We start from the raw sequence: 20848 nt of genomic DNA, 5'->3' as shown, positions 1-20848 counted from the left end.
CGCTCATTTGCATTTATAGGCATCTTCGCTGGCTGCCGACCCAACCAGAATTCAGGTTATCAATGTCAAAGGTAGCCGTGTTGGTAATGGGTTTTCCCGATCAAGTTCCGGCGGTTTACGCCTTGCCCTTCTGATCCCATCCGGTCGTTTTGCGGACCAGTTTATAATAGAGGTTGAAAGGCAAAAACTGGATCGCTTTCAACTGACGGACAAACGCCTTTGGAAACGAGATCTCAAAGTGCTTCCGGTCCTGAAGTCCGTCGATGATCCCCCTGACAGCCTCCTGAGGTGAAATCAGGTGCGGCATCGGGAACGGATTTGATTTGGTGGCAGGTGTGTCAACAAATCCCGGGCTGATGACCTGCAGACGGATTCCAGCCCGCTCAAGATCAAACCGCAGACTTTCCGAAAAGTTAAACAATGCGGCTTTGCTGGCGCCATAGGCAGCAGAGGTTGGAAGTCCGCGATAACCGGCAACCGATGACACGATAGCGATCTGCCCCTGCCCTGCCGCCTTCATCACATTGATGGCCGGCAAAACGACATTCACCGTGCCCATCAAGTTCACATCGAACGTTTTCCGGTAGGCTTCAGCATCACCATCAAGACCATCTTGCGGCAGGTAGATCCCAGCGTTTGCAACGACCAATGCAAGCCGATGTTCGGTTGCGATTGACGCGCAATGGGCCGCCATCAGTGCAGTATCGCTTACATCGCCGGCATAGACGTGAATGGAACCAGAAAAATCGGATGCGGCGTCTTTAAGCTCCGCCAAGGCATCTTCAGAACGCGCTGTGACCGCCACCGTCCAGCCAGCCCGCGCCATCTCCAACGCCAGTTCCCGGCCGATACCGGAACTTGCGCCTGTAATCCAAACAGCCCCGTCGGAGGGGGCTGCTACGTAACTAACTATGGACAATGATGTCTCCTCAAGTCTCTGCTATCTATACGCAAAGACATGAGAAATGGTTTGCTTATCCGCGCATGAAAGGTGCGAACCAGCGGCCAACCGGCCCGGTCAATTCCAGACGCCCAGCGGTCACTGCAAAGCAAATGCAGTCATCTCCGTCATCTGCAATCGGGCGGTGATCAACATCGTCGTCAGCGAAAGCGACATCGCCCGTCACATAGTGACCATCGGTGTCCTTGAAGCCGCCCTGAAGAACGAGGGTGAGTTCAGTACCATGGTGGGTATGTGACGGCATTGCGCGTCCTGCCCGGACCCAGATGAGGCTCGCGTCGCACCCATCAATCTCGCCGAGCTTGCATTCTTTCACTCCAGGAAGAAGTGTTTTCCAGGCAACACTCTCCATCGATGGGCCGATAATCGAGCGTAGTGATTCCGGAACACGGTCGTCACTCTCACACGAGCGCGTTGCGGTAACATCCCGAATTGGGTCTTCGCTCTCAAAAATCGCTGCCAAAGCAGAATTGCGATCTGTGAATGCAACGGGATCGCTGTCGGCAAGCCCCGTGCTGGCAAGCGTCTCGAGGGAATGGACATAGCCCCGGTTCTGGTCACTCAATTCCAAGTGAGCACCAATCAGAGCTTGAGCCGGATACGTAAGTGTTCCGGCTGCGTATCCAGCCAACAACTCGTCCATTCCGGTCGCGTGCTTTTCCATCTCGTATCTCATGCTTACCTTTAGTTTCCAGAGTACAGTTCGCCTACGGCTAGATTCAGCACCCGGATCATTTGCAAAACTAAATAAGCTGATTTTTCCTTGGGATCTAGGGGATCTGAAGAACAACTCAGCCAGTACTTTTAATGAAAACGCTTACAGCGCAAAAAATATCGATTTTTGTGTGTAGCAATCCGCAGTCAAAGACTTACATTGCTTACTTGCTAAGACCTATCGGTGCCATTATGCGTCGGCGCTGAACGCGTGATGAAATCTATGGAACAGCGCTCCGCTGTCCACTCTGTCGGGATCAATTGAATGTCTGTGTCCGCATCTGTCGTCGATGCCATCGGCAATACGCCGCTTATCCGCCTCAAGGGCCTGTCCGAAGAAACCGGTTGTGAGATTTTCGGCAAGGCCGAGTTCATGAACCCGGGACAATCCGTCAAGGACCGCCCGGCCCGTCAGATGATCCTGGAAGCCGAAGCGCGCGGCGATCTGAAGCCCGGCGGTGTCATCGTTGAAGGGACAGCAGGTAACACCGGCATCGGCCTTGCCTTGGTTGCAAGCGCCCGCGGATATCGGACCGTCATCGTTATTCCGGAAACCCAGACCCAGGAAAAGAAAGATATGCTGCGCATGTGCGGAGCAGAACTTCTCGAGGTTCCGGCAAAACCCTTCAAAGACCCGAACAATTACCAGCACGTGGCACGCCGCCTTGCGGAAGAAATGGCCAAAACCGAGCCGAACGGCGTTCTCTTTGCGGACCAATGGAACAACCTGGACAATCGCAAAGCCCACTTCCTGACAACGGGTCCGGAAATCCTGGCTCAAACCGACGGCAAAATTGACGGGTTTATTTGTGCTGTTGGCTCCGGCGGAACACTTGCCGGCGTCTCCACGTATCTGCGCGAGCAGAAGCCGGGCATTACCATTGGATGCGCCGACCCGCTGGGCGCAGGCATGTATCACCTTTTTAAAGACGGCGAAGCAAAGGCCACCGACGGCGGTTCGATTGCAGAAGGCATTGGACTTGGACGCTCAACGGTGATTGTCGGCGATATCAAGGTCGATCATCCATACTCAATCCCTGATGAGGAAGCGCTGCCGCTTGTCTTTGATCTTGCTGAAAACGAAGGACTGCTGCTCGGCGGCTCGTCTGCGATCAACCTTGCAGGCGCACGGCGCTTGGCAAAGGAAATGGGCCCGGGCCACACGATCGTGACGATCCTCTGTGACCACGGCACCCGCAGCCAGTCAAAACTCTATAATCCTGAGTTCCTGCGGACCAAGAACCTGCCGGTGCCCGGTTGGCTTGAGCGGACAGTCGACCTGAAACCGCCCTTCGCATAACTTCCAATGAGGAGGAGGCCGAGCCAGTCCAGTCATGTCGACCCATGATCCTGCACTTCAAACCGGCATTGCCGATACAAGGCGCGTAATCCAGGATGCAGCCACGGACATAACAGTCGTTGATATGGTGGCAAACAACCTGGGGCTGGTAGCAGGTGCGCTCGCGGTTGTTTACATCACGGCTGTCATTTGTGCGGTTCGCGAGATTATGTACTCGCGTACCTCGCAAGGTTCGGTTGCCTGGCTTCTGTCCCTGTTTTTCATCCCTTATGTCACGGTTCCGCTCTATTTTGTCTTCGGCTGGCGGTCCTTTTCCGACTACGCGAAGATTCAAATTACACTTGGCCGCAGCGAGCGGGCGCGCCGGGCCGATGAACTTGGTCTCACGGATCACGACGAAACGCGGGATTGGCCCGTGCTTTCCCGTGTTGCCGGAGTGCCGTTTCTTGCAGGCAACACATCTGAACTTCTGATCGACGGCAACGCAACCTTCACCGCGATGAAGGAAGGGATTGCCCGGGCAGAAAACGTCATCTTCTTTCAGTTCTTTGCAATACACGATGATGCCCTTGGCCGGGAAATGGCCGATGCGCTGATCGCGCGGGCCAAGGACGGGGTGGAGATTTACTTCCTCTATGATGATGTCGGGAGCCACTCACTCTCCAACAAATACATCGAACGCCTTACGGAAGCCGGCATAAAGGTTTGCGGCTTTAACGAAAACCACAAATTCCTGAGAGTTCTGGGGCCGATGCGGCTCAACTATCGCAATCACAGAAAACTGGTGGTGATCGATTATCGCGAAGCATTTGTCGGCGGCCACAACGTTGCGGACCAATATGTCGGGCGAAGCAAACGGTTTGGCCGCTGGCGCGACACCCATGTGAGAATCGAAGGGCCCGCTGCGGTTGCTTGCGCCCTTTCGTTTGTTGAAGACTGGCTCTGGGCAAGCGGCAATCACATCGATCTGCCGCAGGTGAGCGAAGTCCCGATGCCAGGCGATGAATCCGTGCTGGTGATGCCTACAGGGCCCGCTGACAAATTGGAAGAATGCGCGATTGCCTTTGTTGAGGCTGCGGCCCAAGCAAAACGCCGCCTTTGGATCACAACACCTTATCTGGTGCCGTCTTTGGATGTGCAAACGGCACTTGCAGCGGCCGCAATGCGCGGCGTCGATGTCCGCATTCTCCTACCGGAAAAACGCGACCACTGGACGGTTTGGCTCGCCAGCCATGCCTATGAGGACACGCTCGTCCAACGGGGGGTTAAGATCTACCGGTACACTGATGGCTTTCTCCATCAGAAGGTGACCTTGCTTGACAATGATCTTGTGTCCATCGGCACGGTGAATTTCGACAACAGGTCCTTCCAGATCAACTTTGAACTCACGCTTTGGTTCACCCATGAACGGCTGATTTCTAAGGTGGAGAAGATGTTGGAAGAGGATTTCGCGCATTCCCGCCTCACCTGGCCGGATGCCTTCCAGTCGCGCAGTTACATTTTCCAGGTTTTCGCCCAAGGCGCCCGGCTGCTATCTCCGATCCTTTAATATACGCCCCACACAGTCTCAAAGCCACATGTCCCTGATTATGCCGCATTGCAGCAATAACCTCTGATTCCAGGGAGGACACTTTCATCACCGGAAAACCGGCAGACACAGAGGGTCCTTACATGAACGACAACTTAGCTGTTTCTCATCCCGGCATCAGACGACTGTGGCAGTCTGACCTCGACAGGCTCACCCAACACTTTCAAAGGCTTGACAGCGACACGCGGCGGCTGAGGTTTGCCGGCAAGGTCAGTGACGGTTTTGTCGACCGGTATGCCGAATCCATTCTCTCAGTCGGCGCAATTGGGTATGGCGCTTTTCCTGACCACGAGTTGCGCGGAATGGCGGAACTGCGCGAACTGCAAAATAATTGGCCGCGCGCAGCCGAACTTGCGCTTGTCGTTGAAAGAGACTGGCAAGAAAAGGGCATCGGCAAAGCCCTGTTCAATCGGGTGATAGCCGCAGCTCAAACCAGACAGATCAAGACCATCCATATGCTGTGCCTTATTGAAAACACGCGCATGAGGAACCTTGCAAAACGACATGATGCGAACCTTGCGATCGACAGCGGGATCATGGAGGCCACATTGTCCGTCGCCCGCCCCTCACCAATCACGTTTCTGGAAAAGCTTTACGGTGATCCTTGCAATATACTGAGAGCGAACATTCGCCTGGACGACTAGGCCGCGTGGACCGCTTTCACCAAAAATGCTTTGACACCGCCATAGCGTTAAGGTGTTGTGCGGAAATCCTACGCCTATACTCTGGTATCCAATGCCCGACTTTCTGCCCTCTTTCTCGGTTCTTGTTGCTTTTACGGCCGCAGCTCTTGTCCTGACCATCACACCAGGACCGGACATGACGCTGTTCATGAGCAAAACGCTCACCCAGGGACGCAAAGCCGGGATCGCGGCAGTCCTTGGGGCAACGACCGGGTTGATCATCCACACGATCCTCGCCGCTATTGGCATCTCTGCGCTTCTTGCAGCCTCTGCAACTGCTTTTACGGTGCTAAAATTTGTCGGCGCGGCGTATTTGATTTGGCTTGCTATTCAGGCTCTCAGAAAGGGTACATCCATCACCCTTGAGGCGGCGGAGAGCAAAACCCAGCCATTCCGCCGGGTCTGGTTGCAAGGGCTTGGCGTGAACATTCTCAATCCGAAAATCGTCCTGTTTTTCGTGACCTTCCTGCCGCAATTCGTGTCTGCAAGCGACCCGCATGCAACTGCGAAACTTCTGTTTTTCGGTGGCTATTTCGTTCTGCTCGGAATGCCGATTTGTGTGCTGATGGTCTTGGGCGCAGGCGCGTTTTCGCGCTTCCTGAAGTCGTCGCCGACGTTCATGCGCGCGTTCGACTGGTTGTTCGCCGGGATCATGGGGACCTTCGCACTCAAGCTGCTGGTCGCCAAGGCCAACGCCTGAACGGTTACGCGCGGCTTTTCAGCCCAAAACCGGATTGACCCGTTTCTCCGGCTGTGCACTCTTGGGCAAAATCAGTTTTCTTCCAAGGAGTTGCTTAAATGACCACGCCCCTCTTCCGTGATGATGCCTATTTGCGCAGCTGTGAAGCGGATGTTGTGGTGGTGAACGAGCGTGGCGGCATCGTCTTGGACCGGACCGTGTTCTATGCAACCGGTGGCGGGCAGCCCGGAGATACCGGATATTTGGAGCTTGAAGACGGCACCCGCATCGACATTGCAACGACCGTCTATGACGCGGACAAAAAAACGATCGTCCACGTTCCGGCGGAAGAACAGACGCTGCCCACGCCCGGCACAAAACTGACGGCCCATATTGATTGGGCGCGCCGCTACCGGCTGATGCGAATGCATACAGCGCTGCATCTTTTGTCGGTTGCCCTGCCCTTTCCGGTAACCGGTGGTCAAATTGGCGACGGCGAAGGCAGGCTTGATTTCGATATGGGCGACACCGCGCTCGACAAGGAAAAGGTCGCTGCGGCATTGAACGAGCTCGCAGGCGGCGATCATGATGTCGCGTCCGAGTGGATTTCCGATGAGGAACTGGACGCCAATCCGGGACTAGTGAAAACGATGTCCGTTCAGCCACCCCGCGGTGCCGGCCGGGTACGGCTGGTCCGGATCGGCAGGGACATTGACCTTCAGCCATGCGGGGGCACCCACGTTTCCAGAACATCGGAAATCGGCCCCCTGGAACTCGGCAAAAGCGAGAAAAAAGGCAAACAGAACAGACGGGTTCGAATTCGCCTCGCCGATTGAGACTGTTTGGGAGGATGTGCCATGAAATTATCCGGCAGTTGCCATTGCGGCGCCATTCACTTCGATGTTGAGAGCAAGACGCCCTATCCTTACATGCGCTGTTATTGCTCGGTCTGCCGGAAAACAACCGGCGCAGGCGGTTATGCGATCAATCTGATGGGCGAAGCCGGGAGCCTTCAGATCCACGACCCGCACAAGGTGAGAAAGATCTATCAGGCGGAATTTGAGACAGGTTTGAGCCCAGCTGAGCGCTCGTTCTGTGGACAGTGCGGCAGCCATCTCTGGCTTTGGGATCCGCGCTGGCCCGAGCTTGTTCATCCACTCGCGGCTGCCATAGATACGCCACTGCCGAAACCACCTGAGACCGTTCATATCCTCCTGGAAAGCAAGCCAGACTGGGTTGACGTTGCCGAGGGACCCGATCAGGGCCATTTCCAGGAATATCCGGAGCTTTCCATCGAAGACTGGCACAAGCGCCACGGCCTTTACGAAAACAAGGACACCTCATGACCTATCATCCGCTTGTCTCGACAGACTGGCTGGCCGATCATCTGGATGCACCGGATGTGGTCATCGTTAATGCCTGGATGCCGCCGGTAACGACGCCGGACGCCAAACCGGTCTATCCGGACAGCCATATCCCGGGCGCTGTGTTTTTTGACGTCAATGAAATCTGCGACAAGAACAGCGACCTGCCGCATATGTTGCCGGCCCCGCATGTCTTTTCCTCCGCCATGCGTAAACTCGGGATCGGGGATGGGCAGACCATCGTCGTTTATGATGACTTTGGCTTCTATTCCGCGGCCCGTGTTTGGTGGACCTTCCGAACATTCGGCGTTGAAAACGTTTATGTTCTGGATGGTGGTATACCGAAATGGCAGGCCGAAAACCGGCCAGTCAACGATGACCCAGTCCGGCGGCCGGAACGTCACTTCTCCGCACGACTCGACCACAGCTCGGTTGCCAACCTGTCAGCGGTCAAAGCCTTGAGCGCATCCGGAAACGGTCAAATCCTCGATGCCCGGTCCGCTGCCAGATTTGCCGGAGACGCTCCAGAGCCGCGCCAGGGCTTGCGCAGCGGGCACATGCCGAACGCACTGAACCTGCCATTCACCGACCTGATCTCCGACGACGGCACGTTCAAGCAGCGAGACGGTCTGGAACAGGCTTTCAAAAACGCCGGCGTTGACCTGTCCCGGCCGGTCACGACCACCTGCGGGTCCGGCGTCACCGCAGCAATCCTGACGCTCGCACTCACAGTCCTCGGGACCCGGGACGTAAGCCTTTATGATGGGTCCTGGTCGGAATGGGGCGCGCGCGAAGATACGGACGTTGTAGCTGGTGCGAACTAGGATTTGGGCTGAATACGCTGGGGCTCAACTCGCGCCCCAGCATGACCGAAGCGATCTTAGGTTCGGGGCGCTGCCAGCAACTTGTCTTTGGGGATTGTAGCGGTGTGGTGCTTGCCACCGACGCGGATCAGAAAGTCACCGCGCGTTCCCTGAAGATGGTGTCCAGGCCAGATCTCCAGACCGTTCATGAGATCACCCTTCAGATGACGGTTCTGGACTTCTCGGCGTGTCGATCCTGCGATGCGCGCCCGGCCCATACCGAAAACATCACACATCGCACCTCTTGAAAGCAGATGAGCTTCTGCGCCATGAAGGCGGCGCGAGACATACCCGTTCAAGTGCAGCCCGATCGCTTCGCCAATTTTCCGTGCTTTTGCCGGATCATGGCCTTGGGAGACAAGGAGATCCTTGCTGCGCTTTGCGCCGTGAACGGTGAAACAACAGGCGCCCGGATGAACCGGACGGTCCTTGGCCAGTCCAAGGTCGTGTAGCATGGCCGCCGAAAACAGGATTTCCCGGTCAAAGTCCAGCTTCTTGTAACCGGCCAGGCACATCGCCCAATAATAGGTTCGCCAGCTGTGTTCGAGCACGTCTGTTCCAAGTTTTTCTGAGGCGAGTGCCTGACTATCAGATACGAGCCCGGTTTGCATCGGCAACAAGCCGTCAAGGTCGGCCCCATAGGCATTCATCAGACCCAATTTGTCTGACGCCAGATCCAATGCCTGCAGCAGGCTCATCCGAACCATGTTTCCAATGACTGTGAACTTCTCGGCCCGCGTTAACCGGCCCTCGCTGAACGCCCCCTTTCTCTCGCCCCAGGCCAGAGATCCCATAATTGGCGCCTTGTGTTTCGTGCGGCAGATAGTGGTCATATCAACTCCTCAATTTTTCTGTACCGTATCGCATATAAATAGACAGGTCGAGTTTTTTATGCGAAGCGTTACAGAATGACGATGGAACGAAAACGCGGCCGGCCCCGGTCTTTCGACGAGACGGCAATTCTCGACAAGATCATGCAGGTCTTTTGGGAGCACGGCTATTCAGCCACGAGCCTCGACCAGATAGCTGAGGCAACCAATCTCAACCGGCCGAGCCTTTACGCTGCATTTGGCAGCAAAAAGGACATGTATCTGAAGGTGATAAACCGCTTTGCCGACATGATGCAGGCACATCTGGCAGCCGCTGGTGATTTCGATGGCCCGTTGAACGCGCGGTTCAAGGCGATCCTCTCAGCGGCGATCGATCTCTACACAGGCAAGACACCGGTATCGGCCTCGCGGTTTGGCTGCCTTGCAATCTCCACCCTTCCGGCCGAGACGACCCAGGATCCGGAGTTTCTTAATGCCCTGAACAAGGTGATGAGCCGCATGGATCGCGGTTTCGCGCGCCTTATAGAAACCGGCAGCAAAAACCGCTTTGAGACCGAAGAAGCCGCTCGGATTGGCCAGCAGTTTGCGGTCATGCTTCACGGAATCTCAATTCGTGCACGTGCGGGCGAGAACACGAATTCCCTGAAAGCTCTGGCCGGAAACATGGTCGACCGGCTCTTGCCTGAGGATTCTGGCTGATGCACAAAACGGTCGCTCAGCGCGCTATCGACAGCCCTGACCAATCAGAGTTGTTTCCTGAACTCATGTTCCAGTTTGCAGGGTTTCAAAGAAGTTTTTGATTTCATCAGAAATCACATAGACGCTTGTGTTCATCCGGTCAGCTGCCGTTTTGAAGTTCACGGCAGCCCGGTCCGTTGCCACCACCGCATGTCCAACACCTTCGATGTTCTCCTCAAGGGTCTGCGCACCGTTCGCTACCGTTTGGACACTGTGTGAAATCTCTTGGGTCGCAGCGCCCTGCTCTTCAACGGCTGCCGCAATGGACGATGTCATTTCATCTAGCTGTTTGACCACTTCTGCAATGGATTGAATGGATCCAACCGCGCCGTCTGTCGATTCCTGAATTTCGGAAACCTGCTGGCTGATTTCTTCCGTCGCCTTGGCGGTCTGTTGAGCAAGTTCCTTAACCTCAGCAGCGACAACCGCAAAGCCTTTGCCCGCATCCCCGGCCCGTGCAGCCTCAATGGTCGCATTGAGCGCCAAAAGATTGGTCTGTTCGGCGATCGCCTGGATCAACCCGACCACATCACCGATCTTTTGCGCAGCGCCTGCAAGGCTGGCAACCTGGTCGCTTGATCTCTCGGTTCCGGCCGACGCCTCGCTGGCTATTCTGGACGCGCCAACAATCTGCTTCGAGATCTCCTGGATGGAGCTGGACAACTCTTCCGTTGCCGCTGCCACCGTTTGCACACTGTCACTGGAATCCTTCGACACGGTTTCCGCGCTTGAAATCTGGTTTTGGGCATCCCGGGAGACGCTTTCAAGCTGAGCAGCCTCGCTAGTCACAATCCTGGCGCCCTCATCGGCATCCTTCAGTGGCTTTTCTATTTTCTCCCGAAATTGCTCGATCGCTCTGTTCAACTTGTTTGCCTGCTCAGCCCTCTCCAACAACAATTGTTCTTCATATGTTGAAATGGCCAGATCCATGTCGAACATGACCGCGGCGGTGACATGTTCCAGAACATCACCGAGATCCGTAAAGGACGTGCGGTATTTCTTGACCAGGTGCCTGTGCAAACGTGTCAAGACAAACTTGTAACCGGCAATATACCAGCGGGGTTCGAGGCCAATCCGGCAATGAATATGCCCAATCCGGTTGATGCTTTCCTGATAGTCCTTGTCGAAGCCGCTCAAGAAGAGTTTTTCCCAGTGGCTTTTTTGCGCACCGACCAGGCGTGGCTGCTGATCGCCGACCATGTTGGCCATATGAGGCTCAGCCTTTATGTGCGCATAAAAACCGGCAAGCAGCTCATCCAGAGCCGGCTGAATAACCGGCCATGTTTTCCTCAGTGCCGAGATGGTTTTGGAATCAATTTCTGCAAATTTCAGACGATGATCAAAATCGGTTTCAGACATGGCAGCCCTCGCAACATACTGCCGTTAGGTCATATTGAAATACTAAACATATTATAAATTGCAGACGACCTAGAAATAACTACCAATAGTTTCAACAATTTTCGTTACTTTTCGCATATGCAGATCTACCAAGATGACCTGAATAATGGCTATTTTGTAATCACTTGGATAAGTTTAGATGAACGATTCGCTGCTGTTTCCCGGCCTCTTTTTGGATTCTTCAGAAACGTTGGCTTGGCATTTTACGACAAAAGATAAAAAATCCCGGACCTGAGGCCCGGGATTTACGAGAGTTGGCTCGTTTCGCCGAAATCCGTCAGTGATGCAGGATCTGGCTGAGGAACAATTTGGTCCGCTCGTGCTGCGGATTGGTGAAGAACTCTTCCGGCTCGTTCTGCTCAACGATCTGGCCGGCATCCATAAAGATCACCCGGTTGGCAACCTTACGGGCAAAGCCCATTTCGTGGGTCACACAAAGCATGGTCATGCCTTCTTCAGCCAGACCAACCATAACGTCGAGCACTTCCTTGATCATCTCCGGATCGAGCGCCGAGGTCGGCTCATCGAACAGCATGATTTTCGGGCTCATGCAGAGCGAACGGGCAATTGCCACACGTTGCTGCTGACCACCGGACAGCTGTCCTGGGTATTTCAGCGCCTGCTCGGGGATCTTGACCCGCTCAAGATAGTGCATCGCAACTTCTTCCGCTTCCTTCTTCGGCATCTTGCGGACCCAGATTGGCGCCAAGGTGCAGTTTTCGAGAATCGTCAGATGCGGAAACAGGTTGAAGTGCTGAAAGCACATGCCAACTTCGCGGCGGATCTCGTCGATCTTTTTCAGATCGTCGGTCAGTTCCGTACCTTCCACGATGATCTGGCCGGCCTGGTGCTCTTCCAGACGGTTGATGCAACGGATCATCGTTGATTTACCGGACCCGGACGGGCCGCAGATGACGATCCGTTCGCCGGACATCACACGCAGGTTGATGTCGCGCAGCACGTGGAAGTCCCCGTACCACTTGTTCATGTTCTTGATTTCGATGGCGACGTCCGTGTCGGAGACCTTCATCTTGGTGCGATCGGCAGCCAGGTCATCGTCGCGTAGAGCGTTTTCGGTCATTGATTTACTCCAAGAGTGTCTTTGGACCGGGGCGCAGCGATTTCATCCCGCGCGCCCCGGAAGAGCGTTATCGTTTGTGTCCGGTGTGCAGCTTCTTCTCCATATAGATGGAATATCGCGACATGCCGAAGCAGAACACGAAGAAGATGATCGCTGCAAAGAGGTAACCGGTATGGCCCTGGCTCGGGGTCGACCACGTCGGATCCGTGAAGGACGACTGGATTTGGCCGAGAAGGTCGAACATGCCGACGATCAGAACCAGGGTGGTGTCCTTGAACAGGCCGATGAAGGTGTTGACGATCCCCGGGATCACAAGCTTCAGAGCCTGCGGCAGGATGATGAGATACATCATCGGCCAGAACCGGAGACCAAGCGCCATGGCGCCTTCATACTGCCCCTTGGGGATCGCCTGAAGACCGCCGCGGACCACTTCCGCCATGTAGGCTGCCGAGAACAGCGTCACCCCGATCAGAACCCGCAAGAGCTTGTCGAAGGTCACACCTTCCGGCAGGAAGAGTGGCAGCATCACCGAGGACATGAACAAAACGGTAATCAGCGGAACACCGCGCCAGAACTCGATGAAGATGATCGAGACCAGCTTGATGATCGGCATCTTGGAACGGCGTCCTAGCGCGAGCGCCACGCCCAATGGCAGAGACGCCACGATACCTGTCACCGCGATGACCAGGGTCACCAGCAGACCACCCCAAACTGCAGTCTCGACAATCGGCAGAACGACGTTGTCGCCGATGACCAGACCGGTCAGCAGGAAGTAGGCAATGATCGGAAACACCACCAGGAAGAGGATCGCATTGATCTTCTTGAACGGTGCACTCGGGATCGCCAGCGGCACGAGAAGCAGAGCAAACAACGCATACACGATGTCTACCCGGTAGCGCTCTTCAACCGGGTACCGGCCATAGATGAATTGTGGGAAGTATGCTTCGACATACGCCCAGCAGGCACCGCTGTGACCACCATCTTGAGGCAGACACGCTTCACGATTGTCGCCGGTCCAGACCGCGTCGATGAACGCGAACTGGATAAACGGCGCAAGCATCGAGTAAGCGAGCAGTACCCCGATCAGGGTCAGAATGGTGTTGCCGATGGACGAGAACAGGTTCTGCCGCATCCAGCCGATGACACCGGTGGTGGAGATCGGCGCCGGCAGGAGCGGCGCCTCTTCCGTTCGAACTTGGAACACTTCAGTTTTTGACATGTCGCTCTCCTTACCGTTCCACGAGCGCCATGCGCTGGTTGTACCAGTTCATGAAGGCTGAGGTGATCAGACTGAGCGATAGATAAACCGCCATCCAGATCGCAATGATCTCAATCGCCTGACCGGTCTGATTGAGAACAGTACCGCCCACGGAAACGAGGTCCGGGAAGGCAATTGCCACAGCAAGGGACGAGTTCTTCGTTAGGTTCAGGTATTGGCTTGTGAGCGGCGGAATGATGACCCGCATCGCCTGCGGAATAACCACCAGACGAAGGGTCGGACCGTTGCGCAGACCAAGGGCGTGCGACGCTTCGGTCTGACCGTGGCTGACGGCCTGAATACCCGCCCGGACGATTTCCGCGATAAACGCAGCCGTATAGATCGCTAGGGCAGTTGTCAGAGCAAGAAACTCCGGGATCAGGTTGAAACCGACTCCCAGCTCGAAGCCGCGGCGCAGGATTGGACCGGTTTCGACGTAGTTCGGATGCTCCAGATACATCGGCATTCCGGTCACGAAGTAGGTGATGACCGGCAAACCAATAATCAAACCGAGCGCTGTCCAGAAGACCGGGAATTGCTGTCCTGTTTCGTCCTGGCGCTTGCGTGCCCATCTGGAGACCACAACCGACGCAACGATACCGATGATCAGAGCAATGCCGATGAACCCGGAGCCATCTTCCCAAATGGGTTTGGGCATCCGTAACCCGGCAATGTTCAGATGGAAGGTGTCGAACAAGGACCACTTTTCGCGCTTGCCCGGCACCGCGCGCAGAACGGCAAAGTACCAGAAGAAGATCTGGAGAAGAAGCGGAACATTGCGGACCAGCTCGACATAACAGTAAGCGATCTGGTTGATGACCCAGTTGTTGGACAGCCGCGCAATGCCGACGACAAATCCGATAATGGTCGCAAAAAAGATCCCGACGACTGCGACCATCAATGTGTTGAGAAAGCCGACGAAAATCGCCTGACCATAAGAAGATGTTTCAGCATATGGAACCAAAGATTGGATGATGCCAAAACCGGCCGTATTTTCAACGAAACCCCAACCGGAGGCAATGTTCTGCCGCTCCAGATTGGCTACCGTGTTCGTCACTATGAAGTACCCGAAGAAGATCAAAGCTGCGATCAGGAGTGCCTGATAAAACAGCCCGCGTACCTTCGGATCATTCACCAGCGAAGCACGCGCCGGTGCCCCCGCCGAGTCCTGCTCCATGACTGACATAGAACCTCGCCCAAGTTATCACGCCCGGCATATGTGGCAGATCAAGTGTCCGCAAGCCGTGGACGTGGCGTCGTCTGCTTTCCATCTCAACGCTAGTTTAGCGTCCCCTATCGGCAGAAAGCAGGTTTGTTCCCCGCGCACTGTCCGGATGATTTCCGGTTATTTTGGCGCAGAATTTATTGAGGGTTCCGGCAGTCATGCCGCCGGAACCCCAAAAACCTCTTTAAATCAGAGGATTAGCGTACCGGCGGAGCGTACAGGAAACCACCGTTCGACCACAGCGCGTTCACACCGCGGGAGATGCCGAGCGGAGTGTCCGGACCGACGTTGGCGTTGAAGCTTTCTTCGTAGTTACCAACGTTCTTGACGATGTTGTAAGCCCAATCATTGGACAGGCCGATGGCCTCGCCGAATGCACCTTCAGCGCCAAGCAGACGCTTGACGGACGGGTTGTCGGAAGCTTTCATTTCGTCAACGTTTGCAGAGGTCACGCCCAATTCTTCGGCGTTGATCATTGCGTTGAGGGTCCACTTTGCGATGTTGAACCACTCATCATCACCCTGACGAACAACCGGACCAAGCGGCTCTTTGGAAATGATTTCCGGCAGAACCATGTGGTCGCCCGGGTTGGTCAGTTTCAGACGCTGAGCGTACAGGCCGGATGCGTCCGTGGTGTAAACGTCACAACGGCCAGCGTCGTATGCAGCGACAACTTCGTCAGCTTTTTCGAAAGCGACGATTTCGTACGGCATGTTGTTCGCACGGAAGTAGTCGGCAACGTTCAGCTCGGTTGTCGTACCGGTGTTGGTGCAGACGGATGCGCCGGACATTTCCAGAGCGGAGGTCACGCCCAGATCCTTACGGACCATGAAGCCCTGACCGTCGTAGTAGTTGACGCCAGCGAAGTTCAGACCAAGCTGAGTGTCGCGGGACATGGTCCAAGTTGTGTTCCGGGAAAGAACGTCAACTTCGCCAGACTGCAGAGCGGTGAAACGCTCTTTGGCAGAAAGCGGAGTGAATTTAACAGCAGACGCGTCGCCGAATACTGCAGCAGCCATTGCGCGGCAGAGATCAACGTCGAGACCAGTCCAGTTCCCCTGTGCATCCGGGTTTGAGAAGCCCGGCAGACCCTGGCTCACACCACACTGGATGAAGCCTTTGCCCTTGACGTCTTCCAGCGTCGTCGCACCAGCAGCTGTCGCAGCGACACCCATAGCGGCGCCGAGTACGAGCGGAAGGATTTTGTTAGACATGGATATGCAGCCTTTATTTGTTACCCATAACTTTTATTTAGCTGGCCGGTATGAGTTGATGTCCTCTTCGCCCGACATGGCGGGCAAAATCCAGCGCAAGGCGCTGGTTCCTCCGGAAATCATCCCCCGATCCAACAGCCCCCATACGATTGCATTTGCGTGTTCGGGTCAAGTACTTGCTGACGATATCTCGTTAAAATTCTCAGGCCGAAGTAGGATTACGGTTACCATGGCTGCACAAAACGCGAACATGTCTAGTTTCGCCTCATTGGCTGCCCATTACGTAATCATTCGTTTTTATTCGCTGAAGCTGCGTCCCCTACGGAAAGACGTGAAACGCCGCAAAGTGAGGTCCGATGCAGTCATGTAAATGCATCGGACCAAGCCCATTTTACCGAACCGGTGGGGCGTAAAGAGTGCCGCCGTCGATCCAGGACGCGTTCAAACCGCGCTCAATTCCAAGCGGGGTATCAACACCAACGTTGCGTACGAAGATTTCTCCGTAATTACCAACCGCGCTTATGATGCGAACGGCCCAGTCCTGATCAAGCCCGAGTGCGCCGCCGAAGTTGCCTTCCACGCCGATCAGCCGTTTTACAGCTGGATTATCGGAAGACTCCATGTCTGCGACATTTGCCTGGGTTACACCGAGCTCTTCTGCGTTGATCAGGACGTTCAAGGTCCATTTCGCAATATTAAGCCACTGATCGTCGCCCTGCCTGACCACGGGACCCAGCGGCTCTTTTGAAATGACCTCCGGCAAAATCATGTGCTCGGACGGATTGGTCAGCTTCAAGCGGTTGGCGTGCAGACCGGATTTATCGGTCGTGTAGACGTCGCAGCGGCCGGCATCATAGGCTTGTGTCACCTCATCGTTCTTTTCGAAGGCAACAACCTCGTACTCCATGTTGTTGACCCGGAAGAAGTCGGCGACATTGAGTTCTGTCGTGGTCCCGGTCGCCGTACAGACCGAGGCACCGGCAAGTTCCATGGCCGAGGTAATCCCAAGCTCCTTGCGGACCATCATCGCCTGGCCGTCATAGTACATGACACCGGCAAAGTTGGCGCCAAGGTTCGTGTCGCGCGACATAGTCCATGTTGTCGTGCGCGACAGAACGTCGATTTCGCCGGATTGCAGGGCCGTGAAACGTTCCGGTGACGACAATGGCCGGAACTTGACTGCAGCCGGATCCCCGAGAACAGCTGCGGCGATCGCTCGGCAGTAGTCGACATCTAGCCCACTCCAGTTGCCATCGCTGTCCGGGTTGGAAAATCCGGGATTGCCTTGGCTTACGCCGCAGGTGAAGTAACCGTTCTCTTTGACCCGCTCTAGTGTTGACGCTGAAGCAGGAAAGGCCGCGCCGGAAAAGGCCGCAGCAACCGCCAGGCTTTTGAATGTGTTTTTCATTTTTTCAGTCCTCCTGAGGCGCGAAATAGGGCTCGCAATTCCCTGCCTTTCAAAGGACCATTCCCACAAATCACGAATACCAATGAAAAAATGTCTTGGGAAAAACAGCGATCTGACGCAATTTCGCGATCAGAAAGCCTATCGGGACATCACATGATCAGCTCATTGCCATTGGGCTCGTGCTTAATACCGACATAGAACAACAAGACAGCCAAAACGGACTGAAGGATCGATGACGAATACGCCGGACAATAAAAGAAGCATTGAAACCGTTCTTGCACATAGCGGCCGGGATCCGTCTGGGTTCCATGGGTTTGTCAATCCGCCAGTCGTCCATGCCTCCACAGTGCTCTATCCCGACACCAAGACCATGGTGACGGGCGCGCAAAAATTCTCCTATGCACGCCGCGGCAATCCAACCACTGATTCCCTTGAAGACGCCTTGAAGGAAATTGAAGGCGCGGCCGGCGTGAAACTGGCCAATTCCGGTCTGAATGCCATTGCGCTAGCAATTCTGTCCTGCGTGAAGTCAGGCGACCATATACTGATCGCCGATACGGCTTACGGCCCGACCCGACACTTTGCAGATACCGTCCTGCCAGGCCTCAACGTTGATGTTGAGTATTACAATCCGGCTGTTGGTGCGAACATCAAATCGCTCTTCAAACCGAACACCACTGCGGTCTTCACTGAGGCCCCAGGCTCCCTAACCTTCGAAATGCAGGACATTCCGGCGATTGCGGCTGCCGCGCACGAAATCGATGCGACCGTGCTAATGGACAACACTTGGGCTAGTCCGCTCTATTGCCAACCAATTGCTTTCGGCGTTGATCTCTCCATCCAGGCGGGCACAAAATACATTGTCGGCCATTCAGATGTCATGCTTGGTACGATCGCTGCCAGCGAAAAGGCCTGGCACAAACTGGATACGCTCCATGGCGCAATGGGAAGCCATGTCGGCCCGGACGATGTGTATTTGGGTTTGCGCGGGCTTCGGACCCTGTCTGTCCGCCTTGAGCGGCACCAGAAAAACACTGCCGTCGTTCTGGACTGGCTGAAGACGCAGCCCGCCATCGGCGCGATCAGATATCCGGCGCTTGAGAGCGATCCCGGCCATGAGATCTGGAAGCGGGACTTTTCCGGCGCCTCCGGCCTGTGCGGCTTCGACTTTGCGACCCGCACGACACAAGAGCAGGCCTATGCGTTTCTCGACGCCCTGACCCTGTTTGGTCTCGGATATTCCTGGGGCGGATTTGAAAGTCTTGCAATACCGGTCCGACTGAAGGGCATGCGTTCGGCCACAAATGTTGATCCGGATCTTCACTCAGTTCGCCTTCACATCGGCCTTGAAGACCCCGAAGATCTGATCAAGGACCTTGGCCAAGCTCTGGACAAGGCTTTCGCCTAATTGATGGATTCCATAAACAAGTTTCATGGATAACACCTGTTGCGATCAGACTTGTTTGTCACAAAATGGTGGGGACCAAAAACACACAAAGGTTTCCACCATGGACATTCAGTGCATCTCCGCATTTTCAGATGGCGACACGGGCGGCAACCCGGCCGGTGTGCTCATCAGTGACGCGCATCCGTCGGTCGAAGACATGCGCACGATCGCAGCGGATGTCGGCTTTTCCGAAACCGCATTTGCTGAGCCTCAAGGTAATGGGGCCTGGCGGGTCCGCTATTTCTCGCCGCAATCCGAAGTGCCGTTTTGTGGTCACGCGACCATCGCACTCGGATCTGCCCTTACCCGCGAGTTCGGTCCAGGGCGTTACAATCTGAAGCTCAACGAAGCTGAGATCTCCGTGGAAGGCGCCGTCTCGGGCGAACTCGTGGAAGCCGCCCTCCAATCGCCTCCAACACGAAGCCAGCCAGCACCTGATGATGTTGTGAGCGAGGTCTTGGATCTTTTCGGTTACACGAAAGACCAGATCGATCCGCGCATTCCGCCAGCGCTCGTCCATGGTGGCGCGGACCATTTCGCCTTGACGCTGAACTCGCGAGAGGCCGTATCAGGCATGACCTATGATCAGGAAACGGGGCGGAAGCTGATGGAAGAGCATGGTTGGGTCACCATTCTGATCGCCTACAACGAAACGCCGCAACTCTTTCACACCCGAAATGCCTTTGCCTCCGGCGGGGTCTATGAAGATCCGGCAACCGGTGCCGCGAGCGCTGCATATGCTGGCTATTTGCGCGATATTGGTTGGCCGCATGATGGACGCATCGAAATCAATCAGGGATTTGATATGGGGAACCCCAGCCGCATCGTTGCGGAAATCGGATCTGAAAAGGGAAGTTCAATCCGTGTGTCCGGCACGGCCCGGGTCATGAATGAAAGTGATTTCACAGACTGATCACAGCCGGATCACTCAAAATATCACAAGCGCTATGGCGCGGTCAGATTGCCGGATCGCGCCGCTTTTCCTTGAAAATCAGCCAAAGGTTCCGGAAGTAGATCACCAGTCCGAGCCCCTGCCCCAGAATGATGATCGGCTCCTTCTTGATCACTCCATAGGTGAACAACATGATCCCGCCGGCAATCGAGAAGAACCAGAAAGCGATCGGCACGATGGATCGCCCGACACGTTCGGATGCCATCCATTGGACAACAAAGCGCATCATAAACATCGATTGCGCAGCCAGACCGAAGATCAGCCAAAAATCAAACTGTGCAATGAAGACTGCATGAAACCAGTCTATGAGGGCAGCCATGTCGAATTCCAGTTACCTTGATACGCCAGCGGCGCGTTTCTGCTTGGAAAATGTGGCGTCAAATTAGGTCAACGGCCGGACAACCGGAATTTTTTTGCGGCGGCGGCGCAACCACCACACACCAAACAAATCCAGCACCCCGACAAACGCCCGATCGAAGATACCGTATTTCGAGGTCCCATGGCGCCGCTGCCGGTCCTGAACGTCAATATGCACGACATTGTATCCTTCGCGGATCACCAATGCCGGGAGAAACCGGTGCCAGCTGTCAAAATACGGAAGCTGAAGAAAGACCTCACGGCGTAGCGCTTTGAGACCGCAGCCGCTGTCACGGGTGTTGTCCTTTAAGATGGCACCCCTCAGTTTGTTCGCGAACTTGGAGGCATACCGTTTGGCAAGACTTGCTTTCCGGCCAAGCCTTTGACCCGCAGCAAGTGCAGCAGACGGCCCCGCGGCTTCAAGAGCATCGAGCAGCTGCGGTATATATGCGGGATTGTTCTCGCCGTCTCCATCGATGGTGGCGACGATATCACCACGCGCATGCTGAAGTCCGGTGCGGACTGCACAGCTCTGACCGCAAGACTTTTCGTGCCGTACCGGACGCAGCCAGTCATGCGTTGCCGCGTAGTCCTGTAGGACAATGTCGGTCCCGTCAGACGATCCGTCGTCTATTACAATGACTTCAAACGTCCGTCCGCTGAGTGCCGTTTCAATCTCGTCCAGAAGAATGGGCAGGTTTTCTGCCTCATCTTTCGCAGGAACAACCACGGTGACGGCGACCCCGCCCTTTGTCGCGGCCAAGGCTTCCAAGTAACTCTGTGTCATG

Annotated in this window: 22 protein-coding genes; 11 read left to right on the top strand and 11 right to left on the bottom strand. The window is 55.3% G+C overall.

Annotation, left to right across the window (positions count from 1 at the left end):
• Positions 1–115: 115 nt before the first annotated feature.
• Both SADFL11_RS04740 and SADFL11_RS04735 read right to left on the bottom strand, forming a co-directional pair.
• Complete coding sequence (locus tag SADFL11_RS04740) at positions 116–913, bottom strand: SDR family NAD(P)-dependent oxidoreductase (RefSeq protein ID WP_040452080.1); 798 nt, start codon at positions 911–913, stop codon at positions 116–118.
• Between the two features lie 61 nt (positions 914–974).
• Positions 975–1625, bottom strand: a complete 651-nt coding sequence (locus tag SADFL11_RS04735; RefSeq protein WP_040450606.1) for a ChrR family anti-sigma-E factor — start codon at positions 1623–1625, stop codon at positions 975–977.
• Positions 1626–1940: 315 nt separating this feature from the next.
• Between SADFL11_RS04735 and SADFL11_RS04730 the strand changes: the two genes are divergently transcribed.
• The 7 genes from SADFL11_RS04730 (at position 1941) to sseA (ending at position 8113) form a co-directional block, all read left to right on the top strand.
• Complete coding sequence (locus SADFL11_RS04730; protein WP_008192583.1) at positions 1941–2975, top strand: cysteine synthase A; 1035 nt, start codon at positions 1941–1943, stop codon at positions 2973–2975.
• Positions 2976–3009: 34 nt separating this feature from the next.
• Positions 3010–4524 (top strand): cardiolipin synthase, encoded by a 1515-nt coding sequence (gene cls, locus SADFL11_RS04725; RefSeq protein WP_008190413.1) that lies wholly within the window; start codon positions 3010–3012, stop codon positions 4522–4524.
• Positions 4525–4646: 122 nt separating this feature from the next.
• Entirely contained in the window at positions 4647–5207 is a 561-nt protein-coding gene (locus SADFL11_RS04720) for a GNAT family N-acetyltransferase (RefSeq protein WP_008191909.1), read from the top strand.
• A gap of 91 nt (positions 5208–5298) precedes the next feature.
• A complete protein-coding gene (locus SADFL11_RS04715) occupies positions 5299–5946 on the top strand; it encodes a LysE family translocator (protein ID WP_008191416.1) in 648 nt (215 codons plus the stop codon).
• A gap of 98 nt (positions 5947–6044) precedes the next feature.
• Entirely contained in the window at positions 6045–6761 is a 717-nt protein-coding gene (locus SADFL11_RS04710; protein ID WP_008196169.1) for an alanyl-tRNA editing protein, read from the top strand.
• A 21-nt stretch (positions 6762–6782) separates the two neighbouring features.
• Positions 6783–7271 (top strand): GFA family protein, encoded by a 489-nt coding sequence (locus tag SADFL11_RS04705; protein WP_008193405.1) that lies wholly within the window; start codon positions 6783–6785, stop codon positions 7269–7271.
• Positions 7268–8113, top strand: coding sequence for a 3-mercaptopyruvate sulfurtransferase (gene sseA / locus SADFL11_RS04700; RefSeq protein ID WP_008192650.1), 846 nt, complete (start codon positions 7268–7270; stop codon positions 8111–8113). Before SADFL11_RS04705 ends, sseA begins: the two co-directional genes overlap by 4 nt.
• Positions 8114–8169: 56 nt before the next feature.
• Here the strand turns inward: sseA and SADFL11_RS04695 are convergent, their stop codons facing one another.
• Positions 8170–8985: an HD domain-containing protein gene (locus SADFL11_RS04695; RefSeq protein ID WP_209002734.1), complete on the bottom strand. Its 816-nt coding sequence runs from the start codon at positions 8983–8985 to the stop codon at positions 8170–8172.
• 75 nt (positions 8986–9060) lie between these two features.
• On the opposite strand from SADFL11_RS04695, the gene SADFL11_RS04690 reads away from it, so the two are divergent.
• Positions 9061–9681: a TetR/AcrR family transcriptional regulator gene (locus SADFL11_RS04690; RefSeq protein ID WP_008192884.1), complete on the top strand. Its 621-nt coding sequence runs from the start codon at positions 9061–9063 to the stop codon at positions 9679–9681.
• 63 nt (positions 9682–9744) lie between these two features.
• Here SADFL11_RS04690 and SADFL11_RS04685 read toward each other — a convergent pair whose 3' ends face one another.
• The 5 genes from SADFL11_RS04685 to SADFL11_RS04665 all read right to left on the bottom strand — a co-directional run bounded on the left by SADFL11_RS04685 (position 9745) and on the right by SADFL11_RS04665 (position 15896).
• Positions 9745–11079: a globin-coupled sensor protein gene (locus tag SADFL11_RS04685; protein WP_008192796.1), complete on the bottom strand. Its 1335-nt coding sequence runs from the start codon at positions 11077–11079 to the stop codon at positions 9745–9747.
• Between the two features lie 316 nt (positions 11080–11395).
• Positions 11396–12199, bottom strand: a complete 804-nt coding sequence (locus tag SADFL11_RS04680) for an amino acid ABC transporter ATP-binding protein (RefSeq protein WP_008191694.1) — start codon at positions 12197–12199, stop codon at positions 11396–11398.
• Positions 12200–12266: 67 nt separating this feature from the next.
• The gene (locus SADFL11_RS04675; RefSeq protein WP_008190481.1) at positions 12267–13418 is read right to left on the bottom strand and encodes an amino acid ABC transporter permease; all 1152 of its coding nucleotides are present in this window, start codon (positions 13416–13418) and stop codon (positions 12267–12269) included.
• Positions 13419–13428: 10 nt separating this feature from the next.
• Positions 13429–14634, bottom strand: a complete 1206-nt coding sequence (locus tag SADFL11_RS04670) for an amino acid ABC transporter permease (protein ID WP_008195078.1) — start codon at positions 14632–14634, stop codon at positions 13429–13431.
• 245 nt (positions 14635–14879) lie between these two features.
• On the bottom strand, positions 14880–15896 hold the full coding sequence (locus SADFL11_RS04665; RefSeq protein ID WP_040450611.1) for an amino acid ABC transporter substrate-binding protein: 1017 nt from the start codon (positions 15894–15896) through the stop codon (positions 14880–14882).
• Between SADFL11_RS04665 and SADFL11_RS04660 the strand changes: the two genes are divergently transcribed.
• Entirely contained in the window at positions 15895–16266 is a 372-nt protein-coding gene (locus SADFL11_RS04660; protein WP_040450613.1) for a hypothetical protein, read from the top strand. The two genes, SADFL11_RS04665 and SADFL11_RS04660, sit on opposite strands and share 2 nt — an antisense overlap.
• Positions 16267–16287: 21 nt before the next feature.
• On the opposite strand, the gene SADFL11_RS04655 is transcribed toward SADFL11_RS04660, so the two are convergent.
• Positions 16288–17304 (bottom strand): amino acid ABC transporter substrate-binding protein, encoded by a 1017-nt coding sequence (locus tag SADFL11_RS04655; RefSeq protein WP_008196006.1) that lies wholly within the window; start codon positions 17302–17304, stop codon positions 16288–16290.
• A gap of 232 nt (positions 17305–17536) precedes the next feature.
• On the opposite strand from SADFL11_RS04655, the gene metC reads away from it, so the two are divergent.
• Together metC and SADFL11_RS04645 are read left to right on the top strand one after the other, a co-directional pair.
• Positions 17537–18712 (top strand): cystathionine beta-lyase, encoded by a 1176-nt coding sequence (gene metC / locus SADFL11_RS04650; protein ID WP_040450615.1) that lies wholly within the window; start codon positions 17537–17539, stop codon positions 18710–18712.
• A 100-nt stretch (positions 18713–18812) separates the two neighbouring features.
• A complete protein-coding gene (locus tag SADFL11_RS04645) occupies positions 18813–19664 on the top strand; it encodes a PhzF family phenazine biosynthesis protein (RefSeq protein WP_040450617.1) in 852 nt (283 codons plus the stop codon).
• A 43-nt stretch (positions 19665–19707) separates the two neighbouring features.
• Here SADFL11_RS04645 and SADFL11_RS04640 read toward each other — a convergent pair whose 3' ends face one another.
• Together SADFL11_RS04640 and SADFL11_RS04635 are read right to left on the bottom strand one after the other, a co-directional pair.
• Complete coding sequence (locus tag SADFL11_RS04640) at positions 19708–20022, bottom strand: lipid-A-disaccharide synthase N-terminal domain-containing protein (RefSeq protein ID WP_008191718.1); 315 nt, start codon at positions 20020–20022, stop codon at positions 19708–19710.
• A gap of 63 nt (positions 20023–20085) precedes the next feature.
• Positions 20086–20847, bottom strand: coding sequence for a glycosyltransferase family 2 protein (locus tag SADFL11_RS04635; RefSeq protein ID WP_050776120.1), 762 nt, complete (start codon positions 20845–20847; stop codon positions 20086–20088).
• Between the last annotated feature and the right edge of the window lies 1 nt (position 20848).

It is taken from the genome of Roseibium alexandrii DFL-11 (assembly GCF_000158095.2).
GTDB lineage: Bacteria > Pseudomonadota > Alphaproteobacteria > Rhizobiales > Stappiaceae > Roseibium > Roseibium alexandrii.
This window is presented reverse-complemented; position numbering and strand designations above follow the sequence as displayed.